13 protein-coding genes are annotated in these 15,102 nt (G+C 69.9%); 9 read left to right on the top strand and 4 right to left on the bottom strand.

Going from position 1 to position 15,102, the window contains the following annotated elements:
• Positions 1-28 precede the first annotated feature (28 nt).
• Genes E2C04_RS06625 through E2C04_RS06610 form a run of 4 tightly spaced genes read left to right on the top strand, consistent with a single transcriptional unit; the run spans position 29 to position 4,207 of the window.
• On the top strand, positions 29-616 hold the full coding sequence (locus E2C04_RS06625; protein ID WP_135832017.1) for a hypothetical protein: 588 nt from the start codon (positions 29-31) through the stop codon (positions 614-616).
• Positions 613-2,766 carry a fibronectin type III domain-containing protein gene (locus E2C04_RS06620; RefSeq protein ID WP_135832016.1) on the top strand — a complete coding sequence of 718 codons (2,154 nt, stop codon included), beginning with the start codon at positions 613-615 and terminating at the stop codon, positions 2,764-2,766. Before E2C04_RS06625 ends, E2C04_RS06620 begins: the two co-directional genes overlap by 4 nt.
• Positions 2,721-3,953: a hypothetical protein gene (locus E2C04_RS06615; RefSeq protein WP_135832015.1), complete on the top strand. Its 1,233-nt coding sequence runs from the start codon at positions 2,721-2,723 to the stop codon at positions 3,951-3,953. The genes E2C04_RS06620 and E2C04_RS06615 overlap by 46 nt, the downstream gene beginning before the upstream one ends.
• Positions 3,950-4,207 carry an Ig-like domain-containing protein gene (locus E2C04_RS06610; RefSeq protein WP_158630621.1) on the top strand — a complete coding sequence of 86 codons (258 nt, stop codon included), beginning with the start codon at positions 3,950-3,952 and terminating at the stop codon, positions 4,205-4,207. The genes E2C04_RS06615 and E2C04_RS06610 overlap by 4 nt, the downstream gene beginning before the upstream one ends.
• Positions 4,208-4,305: 98 nt before the next feature.
• Here the strand turns inward: E2C04_RS06610 and E2C04_RS06605 are convergent, their stop codons facing one another.
• Together E2C04_RS06605 and E2C04_RS06600 are read right to left on the bottom strand one after the other, a co-directional pair.
• On the bottom strand, positions 4,306-6,327 hold the full coding sequence (locus E2C04_RS06605; RefSeq protein ID WP_135832013.1) for an LTA synthase family protein: 2,022 nt from the start codon (positions 6,325-6,327) through the stop codon (positions 4,306-4,308).
• 76 nt (positions 6,328-6,403) lie between these two features.
• Entirely contained in the window at positions 6,404-8,377 is a 1,974-nt protein-coding gene (locus E2C04_RS06600) for an LTA synthase family protein (RefSeq protein ID WP_135832012.1), read from the bottom strand.
• Positions 8,378-8,462: 85 nt separating this feature from the next.
• Here E2C04_RS06600 and E2C04_RS06595 point away from each other — a divergent pair, with 85 nt between their 5' ends.
• Positions 8,463-9,092 carry a hypothetical protein gene (locus tag E2C04_RS06595; protein ID WP_188421423.1) on the top strand — a complete coding sequence of 210 codons (630 nt, stop codon included), beginning with the start codon at positions 8,463-8,465 and terminating at the stop codon, positions 9,090-9,092.
• A gap of 6 nt (positions 9,093-9,098) precedes the next feature.
• On the opposite strand, the gene trpD is transcribed toward E2C04_RS06595, so the two are convergent.
• Together trpD and E2C04_RS06585 are read right to left on the bottom strand one after the other, a co-directional pair.
• Positions 9,099-10,124 carry an anthranilate phosphoribosyltransferase gene (gene trpD / locus E2C04_RS06590; RefSeq protein WP_135832011.1) on the bottom strand — a complete coding sequence of 342 codons (1,026 nt, stop codon included), beginning with the start codon at positions 10,122-10,124 and terminating at the stop codon, positions 9,099-9,101.
• Between the two features lie 3 nt (positions 10,125-10,127).
• Complete coding sequence (locus E2C04_RS06585; RefSeq protein ID WP_135832010.1) at positions 10,128-10,550, bottom strand: Rv3143 family two-component system response regulator; 423 nt, start codon at positions 10,548-10,550, stop codon at positions 10,128-10,130.
• 186 nt (positions 10,551-10,736) lie between these two features.
• Here E2C04_RS06585 and ctaE point away from each other — a divergent pair, with 186 nt between their 5' ends.
• Genes ctaE through qcrB form a run of 4 tightly spaced genes read left to right on the top strand, consistent with a single transcriptional unit; the run spans position 10,737 to position 15,036 of the window.
• Positions 10,737-11,378 (top strand): aa3-type cytochrome oxidase subunit III, encoded by a 642-nt coding sequence (gene ctaE / locus E2C04_RS06580; protein ID WP_135832009.1) that lies wholly within the window; start codon positions 10,737-10,739, stop codon positions 11,376-11,378.
• 33 nt (positions 11,379-11,411) lie between these two features.
• Positions 11,412-12,284, top strand: a complete 873-nt coding sequence (gene qcrC / locus E2C04_RS06575; protein ID WP_135832008.1) for a cytochrome bc1 complex diheme cytochrome c subunit — start codon at positions 11,412-11,414, stop codon at positions 12,282-12,284.
• Positions 12,281-13,351, top strand: a complete 1,071-nt coding sequence (qcrA, locus tag E2C04_RS06570; protein WP_229721492.1) for a cytochrome bc1 complex Rieske iron-sulfur subunit — start codon at positions 12,281-12,283, stop codon at positions 13,349-13,351. The genes qcrC and qcrA overlap by 4 nt, the downstream gene beginning before the upstream one ends.
• Positions 13,348-15,036, top strand: coding sequence for a cytochrome bc1 complex cytochrome b subunit (gene qcrB, locus E2C04_RS06565; protein WP_135832007.1), 1,689 nt, complete (start codon positions 13,348-13,350; stop codon positions 15,034-15,036). Before qcrA ends, qcrB begins: the two co-directional genes overlap by 4 nt.
• Positions 15,037-15,102 lie beyond the last annotated feature (66 nt).

The raw sequence follows: 15,102 nt of genomic DNA, 5'->3' as shown, positions 1-15,102 counted from the left end.
GATCAGTGGACCGACCAGGGAGACTCGCATGCCACCGACCGGAGTACGTACCGCCTCTGCCAGCGCGGGAGTCGCGCTGGCTGTCCTGGCGGCCACGGCGACCATCGTGCCGGGGGCCTCGGCGGCCCCGCCCGCAGCGCCCTTCGGCCTCGAGGCGACGTCGCCGAACACCACCACGACCGTCCTGTCGTGGGACCGCGAGGTCGGCGCCACCAAGTACACGGTGCAGGTCGACAACGACCCGTCGTTCGGCAGCCCCGAGTTCAACCAGGTCACCACCAACGTCTCGGCCGTCCCGCACACCGCGCTCAAGGCCGGCCTCAACCACTGGCGGGTCCGCTCGATCAACACCGGCAACGAGGTGTCCGAGTGGACGACCTCGACCTTCGACGGCCCGACCCGATGGTCCCCACCCGGTCGCCCCCGTCGAGGGCGCCACCCTCGCCCAGCCGGACGAGCCGCCGCTGCTCCAGTGGTCGGAGGTCCCGGGCGCCAAGTCCTACACGGTCGAGATCGACGACGCGCCCGACTTCATCGGCTCGGCGCGACTGACCACCAGCACCACGTCGATCACGCCGAGCTCGCCGCTCTCCGGGCGCGTGGTTCTGGCGCGTGACGGCCACCGACGCCAGCGGCCAGGTCAGCGTGCCGTCGACCCCGTCGGGCTTCTCCATCACCGCCCGCCCCCGCCCCCGAGCTGGTCTCCCCACCCGACGCGCCGACGAGGAGTCGGGAGGACGTCGTCTCGACTGGGCCCCGGTGCGAGGCGCCAAGAGCTACGCCCTCCAGGTCGCCACCAACGACGGCTTCGAGACCGGCGACCTGATCACCGACATCAAGGGCATCAACGGGACGAGCTACTCGCCGCCCAAGGGCTACGACAACGACCAGTACTACTGGCGCGTGCGGGCCGTGGACGCCGCCGGCTCGCCGTCGGCCTGGTCGGTCTCCCCGCACAACTTCAAGCGGCACTGGCCCGACCGCCCGTGGCCGATCACCCCGGTGCAGCCCGGCTTCCCGGCCTACCCGGCCGACTTCGACACCAGCGACCCCGCGCACCGCGACCACCCCTTCTACCGGGACTACGTGAAGAACCACGACCCGGAGGACCTGCCGATCGCCACGCTGGACGACCTGCAGCCCTTCCTGCAGTGGACGCCGGTGCAGCACGCCAGCCACTACGAGCTCCAGCTCTCCACCAACGTCGGCTTCGTGCCCACCGCGACCAGCACCTGCCTGATCGCGGGCACCACCTTCACGCCCACCAACGTCTCCTTCCCCACCCCCAAGCTCGACCACAAGTGCCAGGTCAAGCAGGGCACCCGGTACTTCTGGCGCGTACGCCCGATGGACCGCCCCTACACGTCCGCCGGCATCCAGGGGATCTACTCCCCGATCCAGAAGTTCGTCTGGCAGACCTCGTGGTTCAGCGACGTGAAGCCCGCCCAGGGTGCCACCGTCACCACGCCTACCTTCTCCTGGAGGGCGCGCGCGGCCACGGCTGAGTTCCGGGTCAACGTCCGCAACGCCACGGGCCGGACCGTCGCCTCCGGCACCACCCGCGCCAACAGCTGGACCCCGTCGGACGAGCTCATCCCCAGCGAGGGACCGTTCTCGTGGGACCTCACCGGCATCACCGCCGACGGGACCTCCACGCTCATCTACGGGCGCTCCTTCAACCTGGCCGCCATGCCTGCGGACGCCTCCGGCCTTCCCCCGCTCACGGCACTGTCCGCGCGGGTCACGGACGCCGCCACCATGCGCGCCCCGCAGATGTCCTGGACGCCGCACCCCTTGGCCGCCCGCTACTCGGTCGACTTCGGTCTCGCCGACCTCACCTCGTGGCTCGTCCCGGCGGCCGGCGAGATGTTCGGGGAGCCGCTCTTCTACCCGACGCTGACCGACACCGGGACGCGCATCATGGCACCCGGCCGCTACCGCTGGCGCGTCAACGCCTGGGACGCCGAGGGACGCCACATCGCCTCGTCGGCCACGTACGTCACGAAGATCGCCGACTTCGAGGAGGTCACCGGCCAGACGATCGCCCTGGACGGCGCCAAGCTGGCCTCGGGGGGCGGCTGCGACCTGCCCATGGACCTGGTCAGCAACGTCTCGACCTGCCCCGAGGTCCCGACCACCCCGGTGCTGCGCTGGGAGCCGCAGGAGGACGTGTCGTTCTACGCCGTCTACGTCTCCTACGACCAGAACTTCACGAACCTCACCGAGAAGAACTCGATCCCGGCTTCGATGGGCACGATGTACGCCTACGACCTGCTGACGCTGCCGGACAACACCTCGGGCGTGCCCTACTACTGGCACATCCGTCCCTGCAAGGCGGTCAACGTCTGCGCGCCGGACCCGGTCTCGGCCGCGACCGGCATGGCCAAGCACGCCTTCAAGAAGGTCTCCCCCCGCGTGGAGACGGAGCCCACGGACGAGGTCGTCACCTCGACCGAGGTCAACTTCCGCTGGCGCGACTACCACGACACCAACCAGTCGCACCTCGTCACGCGTGACGGTGCCCCGTCCTGGACCGCGACCTACCGTCCTGACCTGGCCGACGCGACGGGTCCGCTCAACCCCAGCGACCTGAGCAACCAGAGCGCCCTGCGCTACCGCATCCGGATCGCCAAGGACCCACTCTTCACCCAGATGCTGGAGAACGAGGTCGTCGACCAGGCGAGCTACACCTCCACCTCGGAGCTCTACCCGAGGGTCCAGTGTACTGGAAGGTCTCCGCGATCGACGTCAACGACAACGAGCTGAGCTCGTCCCAGACGCGCCAGTTCACGAAGACCAGCCCGGCCGTCGAGACGCTCACCCCCACGGCAGGCGCCCAGGTCGCCGGCACCACGCCCTTCCGCTGGTCCGCCCAGGCGTACGCCGGCCAGTACGAGCTGGAGGTGTCGCGCAACGACGCGCTCTTCTCGAGCGCCAACCGCCTCTTCCTCACCAAGGCGTGGACCACCGCGTACACGTGGACGAAGCCGATCCCGGTCAGCGACTCGCCCTACTACTACCGGGTGCGCCGCCTCGACTCCGCCGGCAACCCGGGCGCCTGGAGCGCTCCGGTCCAGTTCAGGGTCGTCGCCGAGCCGGTGCGGCTCACGGCTCCGGCGTCGGAGAGCGTGCAGCTGCCCAACGGACCCTCCTTCGCGTGGGAGCCGGTGGCAGGTGCCGCGACCTACCTCCTCGACGTCCGCGACTCGGCCGGCAAGGCCGTGGCCTCCGTCGCCACTCCGGCGACCGGCTACACGCCGTTCGTCTCGCTGGCGGACGGTCGCTACTCCTGGTCCGTGACGGCTCGCGCCAACGACGGCACCGCCATGGCGGCCCCCACCCAGGACACGTTCACGGTCGACGCCTCGCTCGTCGCCGGACGCAAGCCGGTGATCGGCATGGACACCGAGCAGCCCCAGGTCGGCAGCACGCTCTCCGTCGCGCCGCTCTCCTGGAACCGCCCGGGCGTGACCGAGACCCACCAGTGGCTCCGCGACGGCGCCCCGATCAAGGGCGCCACCTCGACCCGGTACGTCGCCACGGCTGCCGACCACGAGAAGGCCATCTCGGTCCGCGTGACCGGTGCGCTCGCCTCGTACACGACCGCCGTCGAGACGAGCAACGAGGTGCGGATCGGTGCCGGTGGCACCGTCATCGCCTCCGCCCCGCCGACGGTGACCGGCAAGGCCGCGGTCGGGCAGAAGCTCGGCTCCACCGCCGGCAGCTGGCCGGCCGGCACGAAGGTGACCTACCAGTGGCTGCGCAACGGCTCCCCCGTCGCGGCGCCACCGGCCGGAGCTTCAACGTGTCGCTGGCCGACGCCACGAAGAAGATCTCGCTGCGGGTCACGGGCTCCCTGCCGGGCATGCGTGACGGCACCAGCACCTCCTCGGCGGTCAGCGTCCCGAAGGCGGCCTCGAGCACGTCGTTGGGCCTGTCGCGGTCAAAGGTGAAGCGTGGCACCAAGGTCACCCTCACCGGCGTCGTCAAGGTCACCGGGCTCGACGCACCGACCGGCGTCGTCGGGGTGCACCGCAACGGCAAGGCGATCAAGACCCTCAAGCTCGTGGTGAGCAAGAAGGGCAAGGTCACCTTCGTGCTGCCGAAGAGCCTCAAGAAGGGCAAGCACAAGATCCAGCTGCGCTACAAGGGCACCGGCCAGGTCTCGGCCTCCCGGTCCAAGGTGGTCGTGCTGACCATCACCTGACCAGCACCCGGTCACACGACGGAGGCCCCGTCCCGCGCCGTGCGGGACGGGGCCTCCGTCGTCAGGGGCTCAGTGCCGTGCGGCCCCGGGCCAGCCGGTCACTTGCCGGCCGGGTACCACATCTCGTCCAGCACGTAGCGCTCACCGATCGAGAAGTCGTACTGCACGAGCTTCATGTCGCGCACGAGGGCTCGCTGCTCCTCGTCCAGCTCCTTGATCGGCACCTGCTCGCCCTGGGGGGTGAGCACGGTCCTGCCGCGGACCACGCCGACCTTCTCCTGCACCTCCGCGAGGAGGGTGAAGTACGGCGGCATGGAGGCCCCGACCTGCTGGAGCGCCAGCTGCATAGCCGCGTTGGGGGCGACGGCGCCACCGCCGGGGTTGCCGACCAGGCCCGCGTCCTTGCCGGCGACGCCGTCGGGGTGGGCGCTGTCCCACACGAAGAACGGCGTGCGGTACATGTCGAGGCCCTCGGCCCTCACCTGGGCGTCGGAGAAGATCCCCGGGAAGTGGTCGCCGTACTGGATGACGATCGTCCGCTCGCCCTTGGTCGTCAGCTCCCGGAGGAACTCGGCGACCGCCTCGTCGGTGCCCTTCACGCCACGGGCCCACTGGCCCACGACCTGGGCCCGGATCGGCTTGTCGCTGCTCACCCCGATCGGGTCGTCGTAACGCCCCTGGTAGGGCAGGTGGTTCTGCATCGAGACCAGCTGCACGACCATCGGGTCGTCGCTCTCGCGCAGCTCCCGCAGCACCTCGCGGTAGGCGGAGCGGTCGGAGATGAAGCCGCCCTTGCCCAGCCGTGCCCGCTCGGTCATCGAGTCGCGGTCGATGAACTCGTCGAACCCGAAGTTCTTGTAGACGTCGGTGCGCTGGTACATGTGCGGCGAGTACGGGTGGATCGCCACCGCCCGGTGCCCCATCTGCTTCAACCAGCCGACGGCGTTCGGGTAGTGCGGGTAGTCGGTGACGAACTGCTGGTAGGGCGAGGAGATCTGCGGCTTGAAGAGCGTGGTGTTCTGCCCCGTCAGCACGGCGAACTCCATCGACGAGGTGCCGGTGCCGTAGAAGTTGGAGATCATCTGCGCGCCACCCGCACGCATCAGCGCGTGGATCTCGGGCGAGGGGTCCTCCGCGAAGGTGGCGTGCTGCAGCGCCGCCGGGTCACCCATCGACTCGCTCAGCACGACGACCACGTTCGTCCTCGCCAGCACGTCGGGGTCGGTGCCCTTGTTGCGCTGCTCGGCGACCTCGGCCCACCGCTCGGCGACCTTCTCCATCGTCGCGCGGCTGTAGCCGGGAGGGGTGGCCATCGGGTCGGTGGGCAGGTTGGAGAGCACCCCGCCGACGAAGCCGTTGAGGAGGTAGTTGCGCGACTGCGACCATGGCCGCCAGTCGGCGCCGCTGCGGTCGTACGCCCCGCGCACCACGTTGCCGGGCTGGTTGAAGCCCGCGGCGAGCAGGACCAGGGTGACGGCGAGGGCGACGGCGACGCCGCGGAAGGCGAGCCATCCCAGCCAGCCGGGGCGTCCGCGCCGCCACCGCGGGCGACGCCGGCCCGCGCGGGAGACCAGCAGGGTCAGCAGGCCGGCGACGACGACCACGGCGACGGACCCCTTGACCAGGTCGGCCATGGGCACCATCTCCGCCAGGAAGGCCGGGTCCTTGAGGAAGACCACGTCGCGGAACGAGAGCGGGATGAGCAGGATGTCCATGCGTACGACGTTGACGGCGGCCAGCACCAGGCCCAGGGTCAGCACCACGACGGTGGCCGCCCGCAGGCTGCCGACGAGCCCCACGACGCCGAGCACGACGACCCACAGGACGCCGAAGCTCAGCAGCGCCGGGCCCAGCAACGTCGGCTCGTCCGACTCCATCCGCAGGGAGGCCTCGAGCATCCCGTGCACGACCGCGGCCAGGGCCAGCGAGGCCCCCAGGGCGAACAGGATCCGACCGGCGACAGCACGCAGGACCTGGCCCTTGCTGACGGGGACCGCCACGGGCTCCGGGTCGGGGGCGGGGGTCTCCGTCATGGTGTGGTCGGAGGCGCCCTCGGGGTCGTCGGTCTCGTCCTCGGCGCTGAGGGACGGCTGCTGGTCGGTGTCGGGCTGCTGAACCACGACGACAGCCTAGATCGGCGCACGGCGTCGTCCTGATTCGTCGGCCCCCGGCTCGCCGGGCCGTGTCGGCGCCGGGTCAGTCCTGCGGGTCGTACCAGAGGTCGGCCAGCGCGTACCGCTCGCCGACGGCGAAGTCGTACTGCACCATCCTGTAGTCGGCGAGGAGCGCCTCCTGCTCGGAGGTCAGCTCGTCGAGCCCGACCACCTCGCCCTCGGGGGTCACGACGGAGTCACGGCGTACGACGCCGACCTCCTCCTGCACACGCCCGAGCAGCACCAGCCACGGCGGAAGCGGCGCGCCGAGCTTGCGCATCGCCACCTCCAGGGCTGCGGTCGGCGAGACCGTCCCCAGGTCGCCGACGCTGCGCCCGCCCTCGGAGTCCCAGACGAAGAAGGGCGTGCGGAAGAGGTTGAGCCCCTCCTCCTCGAGCAGCCCCATGTCGAAGATCCCCGGGTAGTGGTCCCCGAACTGCACGACCACGGTGCGCTCTCCGCTCGCCTCCACCTGCCGCAGGAAGCGGGCGAGGGCCCGGTCGGAGTGCTCGATGCCGCGGGCCCACTGCCCGATCCGCTCCGCCCGGTCGACGGAGGTGCCCTCGACGCCGACCGTCTCGTTGTAGCGCTGGTCGAAGGGGAGGTGGTTCTGCATGGTGACGAGGTGCACGAAGGCGGGGTCCGTGCTCTCCTGCAGCTGGTGGAGCACCTCGTCGTAGGCCGACTGGTCCGAGACGAATCCACGGCCTGCGACCGAGTGCCGCTCCTGGAGGTGGTCGACGTCGACGAACTCCTGGAAGCCGAAGGTCTCGTAGACCTCCGGACGCCGGTACATCTGGGCGCGGAACGGGTGCACGGCCACGGCCCGGTGGCCGGAGCTGCGCAACCACCCGACGGCACTGGGGAACGTCTTCGTCCGCGGCACGAACTGCTGGTACGGCGCGTGGATCTGGCCGCGGAAGAGGCCCAGCGACTGCCCGGTCAGCACCTGGAACTCCATGCTCGAGGTGCCGCTGCCGTAGAAGGAGGCCAGCATGTGCCCGCCGTCGGTGGTCATCAGCTCCCGCACGTGCGGGATCGGGTCCCGCTCGAAGGTGAGGTGGTCGATCTCGAAGGGGTCCCCGAGCGTCTCGCTCAGCACGACGACGACGTTGGTCCCGGCCAGGACGTCGGGGTCGGTGCCGGCGTTGACCACGTCGGCCTCCGCCTGCCACCGCTGGGCGAGCTCCTCCATGGCGGCCCGGTCGTAGCCCTCGGGCTCGGCCATCGGGTCGACCGGCAAGTTGTAGAGCAGGCCGGCGACGAAGCCGTTGACCCGGTAGTTGTCCGTCTGCGACCAGCTCTTCCAGGTCGCACCGGTCTCGTTGAAGGCCCGCCGCAACGGGTTGCCGGGTGTGTTGAAGCCCGAGGCCAGCAGCCCCACCACGAGCAGCGCTGCCACGGCACCGACCCGGAAGGTGAGCCACCAGCGCCAGCGGTCGTGGTCGCGCCCCACGCGGTGCACCTCGGGCCCGAACCGGCGCAACAGCAGGGTGAGGACCCCGGCCACGGCCGCCAGCCCCACGACGGCCACCACCAGCATCCGCACGCCGACCATCTCCACCAGGAAGGCCGGGTCCTTGAGGAAGACCACGTCGCCGAAGGTGAGCGGCACGTTGAGGATCTGCATCCGTACGCCGTTGAGCACCGCGAAGCCCGTCGCCACGGTCAGCACGACGACGACGGTCGGGCGCAGGCGTCCCAGGACGCCGAAGGTCGCCAGGACCACGAGCCACACCGTCGCCAGACCGAGCAGGCCCGGGCCCAGGCGCAGCGGGAGGAAGCCCTGCAGCCGCAGGGAGACCGCGAACATCGCGTCGACCAGGACGGCGCAGACCAGGGTCACCCCGAGGACCCCGAGGAGGTGGGTCCGGAGCCTCAGTCGTACGCGGCGCGCCACCTCCGGGTCCGGCTGGGCGTCGGCCTCCGGGTCCGGCTCCGCCCTCACAGGGACGACCGAGCTCCCCACGACGTCGTCGGCGTCGTCGAGGAGCAGCCGTTCACGCTGGTCGTGCACCGAAGAAGCGTAGTCCAGCCCACGCCCCGAGGAGCGCCTCCGGAGCGCGAACAGGGCCCCGACGTGGCGCACTACACTCCGTCGGGTGGAGTGGATCGAACGGCACTGGGTCGATGTCCTGGGGTGGGGCGGCAGCGTGCTGCTCGTCTACTCGCTGCTGCAGTCGCGGGTGCTGCGCCTGCGCTGGCTGAACCTGGCCGCCTGCGTCCTGCTCGTGGTCTTCAACGCCCGCCTCGGCGTCTGGCCGATGGTGGCGATGAACCTGGCCCTGTCGGCGATCAACCTCTGGTTCATCGTGCAGCTGAGCCGGGCCCGCCACGACGAGGCGTCGTTCACCGTCCTCGAGGTCGGTGCCGACGACGCCTACCTGGCGCACGTGTTGTCGGTGCACCGCACCGACATCGCCCGCTTCCAGCCGGACTTCACCGACGACCGGCTCGCCGGGGCGGACTGCTTCCTCGTGCAGCGGGCCGACGAGACCGTCGGGGTCGTGGTGCTGCGTCGCGAGGGCGACGAGGCGAGGGTCGTCCTCGACTACGTGACGCCCCGCTACCGCGACTTCTCCCCCGGCGAGTTCGTCTGGCGCCGCAGCTCCCTGCTGCGCGAGACGGGCGTACGCCGTGTGGTCACCAACCCGGCGATGGTCCAGCCCTACTACGAGCGGCTGGGGTTCCGACGGGCTGGCGAGGCCTGGGTGCTGGAGCTGGCTGCCTGAACCGCCTCAGGCGGTGGCGGCGACCCAGCGCTCGAGCAGCGCCTGCGCGCTGCCGTCGTCGAGCACGCCCCGGGCTCGGGCGATCCCGGCACCGAGCCGCTCGTCGAGCGGTGCCTCGGCGGGGGTGTGCACGGCCAGCGCCGCACCGGCGTTGAGGACGACCGCGTCGCGCACGCCGCCCTTCTCCCCCGCGAGCAGACGGCGTACGACGTCGGCGTTGAACGCCGGGCTGCCACCGCGCAGCGACTCAGCCGGGCTGTAGTCGATGCCGTGGTCCCGTGGGTCCACGACGTGGTGGGTGACGACCCCGTCCTTGGCGGCCCACAACGACGAGGTCGTGGTGATGGTCAGCTCGTCGAGGCCGTCGTCGCCGCGGAAGACCCAGGCGTCGAGGCCACGACGGGCGAAGACCTCCGCCATGATCGGCGCCATCCGGGCGTCGGCGCAGCCGATCGCCTGGGCCGCCGGACGGGCCGGGTTGGAGAGCGGCCCCAGGAAGTTGAAGGTCGTGCCGATGCCCAGCTCGCGCCGCGGCACGGCGGCGTGCCGCATCGCGGGGTGGAAGGCGGCGGCGAAGCAGAAGGTGATGCCGACCTCGTCGGCCACGGCCGCCACGCGCTCCACGGGAAGGTCGAGGCGGATCCCGAGCGCCTCCAGGACGTCGGCCGAGCCGCACTCGGAGGAGGCCGAGCGGCTGCCGTGCTTCACCACGGTGGCGCCGGCCGCGGCGGCCACGATCGCCGACATGGTCGAGATGTTGACCGACATCGAGCGGTCACCGCCGGTGCCGACGATGTCGAGGAGGCGTCCGGCCACGCTGATCGCGTTGCCGGCAGCCAGCATGGCGTCGGAGAGCCCCTGCACCTCGTCGACGCTCTCGCCCTTCGCCCGCAGCGCCACCGCGAAGCCGGCGATCTGCGCCGGGGTGGCGTTGCCCTCGAGGATCTCGTTCATCGCCCAGGCGGCCTGCTCCACGGACAGGTCGGAGCGCCCGACGAGCGTGGTGAGGACCTCGGGCCAGGTGGTCGCCATCTCTCAGGCGGTCGCGGGGACGCGAGCCGCGAGGAGGGCGATGACGGACTCGGCGAGCTGGATCGGGTCGAGCGGGTGGGAGACCGCCGCGTCGGCGCGCGACCAGGTGGCGAGCCAGGCGTCCTGGGGCCGGCCGGTCAGCACCAGGATCGGGGGGCACTGGTGCACCTCGTCCTTGAGCTGCTTCGCGATGCCCATGCCCCCGGCGGGGACGGCCTCGCCGTCGAGCACCGCCAGGTCGATGCCCCCGGCGTCCATGTGCTGGATGACGACCGGCTCGGTGGCCACCTCCACGTACTCGACCTCGGGCAGGTCGGGGTGGGGACGGCGACCCAGCGCGAGGATGACCTGCTGACGGGTGTCGATGTCGTCCGAGTAGACGAGGACCTTCAGCGAGGAGGGCTTCGAGGCAGTCGTGTCAGTCACGCTCGCGACTCTACCGCCGACGCCGCGAGCCGTCCGCCCGAGGCGTCCACGACTCAGCACCGGAGCGCCGTCCACGGACCCCGAGACCGGTTTCGCGCAGGCCTCTCCAGCCCTGCGCGACGCGCGGAACGCCCAAACTCCGGGGGTGGGGGTGCCCTCGGCCCCGGGTACGTCCATAATGAACCCGTGGCGACAGCAACGACGGCTATTCCGGCATCCCGACTTCACGGGCATCACGACCGACCCAGCATGGTCAGCGTGGGCACGATCGTCTGGCTCTCCAGCGAGTTGATGTTCTTCGCGGCACTGTTCGCGGCGTACTTCACGATTCGCGCGGTGAGCCCCGAGCTCTGGGCCCAGGAGACCGCACTCCTCAACGTGCCGTTCGCGGCGACCAACACGACCATCCTCGTGCTGTCGTCCGTGACCTGCCAGATGGGTGTCTTCGCGGCGGAGCGCGGCCAGGTCGGTCGCGCGGGCTCGCTCTTCAACGTCAAGGCCTGGGGCCTGCGCGAGTGGTTCATCCTGACCTACGTCATGGGTGCCGTCTTCGTCGCCGGCCAGGCCTTGGAGTACGTCGAGCTCGTGCACCACGGCGTGACGATCCAGGACTCCGCGTACGGCTCGGCCTTCTACCTGGCCACCGGCTTCCACGGCATCCACGTGATCGGCGGCCTGATCGCCTTCCTGTTCGTCCTGGGGCGCACCTACATGGCCAAGCGCTTCACCCACGAGCAGGCGGTCAGCGCGATCGTCGTGTCCTACTACTGGCACTTCGTCGACGTGGTGTGGATCGCGCTCTTCGCGGCGATCTACCTCATCCAGTGAGTCCCGATCCGGATCTGAAGAGGATTTAGACAATTGCGTTTCCTGAACCGAACCGCTGGTCGGCTCTCCCGGCATCGCCGGGGTCCGCTCGCGGGACTTTCCGTGCTCCTGATCGGTCTCCTGATGACCGGCGGGCTGTACGCGGCGTTCTCCCCTGCCACCGCGCAGGACTCCAAGACCGACGCGGAGCTGATCGAGCAGGGGCGCGAGCTCTTCCTCGTGGGCTGCTCGTCGTGCCACGGCGTCAACGGCGAGGGCATCGCCACCCAGCGTGACGGCCAGGTCTACGGCCCGTCGCTCGTGGGCGTCGGTGCCGCTGCGGTCGACTTCCAGGTCGGCACCGGTCGCATGCCCATGGCGCAGCCGGGCCAGCAGGCCCCGCGCAAGAAGGTCGCCTACAACGACGACGAGATCGCGGCCATGGCTGCCTTCGTCGCGAGCCTGGGCCCCGGCCCGGCCATCCCGTCGGAGAGCGACTACAGCATCGACGGGCTGTCCGAGGAGGAGCGCGAGGCCGCGATCGTGCGCGGTGGCCAGATCTTCCTGACCAACTGCACGGCCTGCCACAACTTCAACGGCCAGGGTGGCGCCATGCCGCAGGGCGGCTACGCGCCCTCGCTGAAGGGCGTGCCCTCCAAGCACATCTACCAGGCCATGCTCACCGGCCCCCAGTCGATGGACGTCTTCTCCAACGGCAACCTCTCCCCCGAGCAGAAGCGTGACGTGATCGCGTACCTCCGCTCGATCGAGGAGCAGCCGGAGTTCGGCGGGTTCACGCTCGGCGGCCTCGGCCCCGTCTCCGAGGGCCTCTTCGCCTGGGTCATCGGCATCGGCGGCATGGTCGCATTCGCAGTGTGGATCGCGGCGCACACGACGCGCTCCAAGAAGGACAAGGTGGCAGCGTGAGCATCGAGACCAATCACCACGAGACCCTCCCCGCGGCGGAACCCATCGCGGACCCGGGTCTCCCGGCCCACACGTGGCGTCCCACCGACGTCGACGAGCGGGCCGAGAAGCGGGCCGAGCGCCAGGTCGCCGGCTTCTTCATCGCCTCCATCGTGATGGCCGTCCTCTTCATCGTGTCGTACTTCGTGTTCGACATCGGCGACGACTGGGACACGATCGGCAACATGGGCGCCTCCAACGTCGCCCTCGGCACGACCATGGGTCTGTCGCTCCTCTTCATCGGCATCGGCATCATCCACTGGGCCCGCAAGCTCATGGCAGACGTCGAGCTCGTCGAGATGCGCCACCCGATCGCCTCCTCCGACGAGGACCGCGCCACTGCCGTGGCGGCCCTCGAGGTGGGCATCGAGGAGTCGGGCATCGCCCGTCGCCCCCTGCTCCGCAACACCGCCCTGGGCGCCGTCGGCGCCTTCGCGCTGATGCCGATCCTGCTGCTGCGTGACCTCGGTCCGCTGCCGAAGGACGTGGTCGACCCCGAGCGCGGCAAGGGCCTGGAGCACACCCTGTGGAAGAAGGGTGAGCGCATCGTCCGCGACGTCATCGGCACCCCGATCCTGGCCTCCGACCTGGAGGTCGGCGACCTGATGAACTGCCAGCCGGAGATCCTCCTGGCCACCGACGAGAACGGCAACCACGTCCTCCACGGTGTCGACGTCCAGGTCGGCAAGTCGAAGGCGTCGCTGATCCTGCTCCGGATGGAGCCCGACGACATCAAGCACGGCAAGGGCCGCGAGAACTGGACCGTCGACGGCATCGTCGCCTACTCCAAGATCTGCACCCACGTCGGTTGCCCCATCTCGCTCAACGAGCGAACCACCCACCACCTGCTCTGCCCCTGCCACCAGTCGACCTTCGACCTCGCCGACTCCGGTCGCGTCGTCTTCGGTCCGGCTGCCCGTGCCCTCCCCCAGCTGCCCATCGCGGTGGACGACGAGGGTTACCTGGTGGCGCAGAGCGACTTCACCGAACCCGTCGGTCCGAGCTACTGGGAGCGTGACTCGAAGTGAGCGTCGACACCACCAAGGTGGCGAAGACCAACGCCACCACGGCCGCGACGCCGGCCAGGCCCTCCAAGCTCGCTGGCGCTGCCACGTGGGCGGACGACCGCCTGGGCCTCGGCGGCGCGCTGAAGAAGAACATCCGCAAGGTGTTCCCCGACCACTGGTCCTTCATGCTGGGCGAGATCGCCCTGTGGAGCTTCGTGGTCCTGCTGATCTCGGGTGTGCTCCTCACCCTGTGGTTCGTCCCGAGCATGTCCGAGGTCCAGTACCAGGGCTCGTACGACCAGCTCCGCGGCATCTACATGTCCGAGGCGATGGTCTCGTCGCTGAACATCTCGTTCGACGTCCGCGGCGGCCTGCTGCTCCGTCAGATGCACCACTGGGCGGCGATGCTCTTCATCGCCTCCATGATGATCCACCTGATGCGCGTCTACTTCACGGGTGCGTTCCGCAAGCCGCGTGAGGTCAACTGGGTCATCGGCTCGCTGCTGCTGCTCCTCGGCACGCTCGAGGGCTTCACCGGCTACTCGCTCCCCGACGACCTGCTCTCCGGCACCGGCGTCCGCGCCGCCGACGGCTTCATGAAGGCCGCCCCGGTCGTGGGCACCTACATGTCGTTCTTCCTGTTCGGTGGCGAGTTCCCCGGTGAGTCGATCATCCCGCGCCTCTACATCGTGCACGTGCTGCTCATCCCGGGCCTGCTTCTCGCGCTGATCGCGGCGCACATGATGCTGGTGGTCTTCCACAAGCACACGCAGTGGCCTGGCCCCGGTCGTACGCAGGGCAACGTCGTGGGCTACCCGATGCTCCCCGTGTACGCGGCCAAGGCCGGCGGCTTCTTCTTCATCGTCTTCGGCGCCACCGCGCTGATGGGTGGTCTGATGACCATCAACCCGGTGTGGAAGTACGGACCGTACGACCCGTCCAAGGTGACCGCGGGCTCGCAGCCTGACTGGTACATGGGCTGGCCCGACGGCGCGCTGCGCATCATTCCCGGCTGGGAGTCGCACTTCCTGGGCGTCACCCTCTCGTGGAACATCCTGCTGCCGATCCTGGTCCTGCCCATCGTGTTCTGGCTGCTCGTCATGATGCTGCCGTTCATCGAGGCCTGGATCACCGGCGACAAGCGTGAGCACCACCTGCTCCAGCGCCCGCGCAACGCCCCGACCCGCACCGCCCTGATGGTCTCCTTCATGACCTTCTACGGCCTCATGTGGGCCGCGGGTGGTAACGACCTGATCGCCATCCGTTTCGACATGAGCATCAACGCCATCACGTACTTCATGCGCGTGGCGGTCTTCGTCGGCCCGGTGATCGCGTTCATCATCACCCGCCGCTGGTGCATTTCGCTCCAGCGTCACGACAACGAGCGTCTGCTGCACGGCTACGAGACCGGCGTGGTCAGCCGTTCGGCCGAGGGTGGCTTCTCCGAGCTGCACCTGCCGTACTCGCCCGAGAAGCAGTACACCCTCACTGCCCGTGACCGTGACGAGATCCGTGAGCTGGAGAGCTCGGTGGACGCCAACGGCGTGCCGGCTCCCCACGGTCGCGCCAGCCGCCTGCAGCTCAAGCTGCGCAAGTGGTGGTACGGCTCGAACGTCCAGAAGCCCACGGTCGAGGACTTCGAGGCGGCCCACCACCACGGTGAGCACCACGAGGTGGAGGGTGCTGGCTCCAAGGAGCTGCACTGATCCACGTCACTGAGTGACTGACTGAAGGCCCGGTTCCCTGTGGGGGCCGGGCCTTCGGCGTTCCCC

It is taken from the genome of Nocardioides daphniae (assembly GCF_004777465.1).
Taxonomy (GTDB): Bacteria; Actinomycetota; Actinomycetes; order Propionibacteriales; family Nocardioidaceae; genus Nocardioides; species Nocardioides daphniae.
The sequence above is the reverse complement of the archived record's forward strand: the minus strand, read 5'-3'. Positions and strand labels throughout refer to the sequence as shown.

What these genes read in the sequence shown, in the direction of transcription:
- trpD (WP_135832011.1), bottom strand. Translation starts at nt 10,124, where the DNA reads ATGGCGACCACCTGGCCCGAGGTCCTCACCACGCTCGTCGGGCGCTCC.
- E2C04_RS06625 (WP_135832017.1), top strand. Translation starts at nt 29, where the DNA reads ATGCCACCGACCGGAGTACGTACCGCCTCTGCCAGCGCGGGAGTCGCG.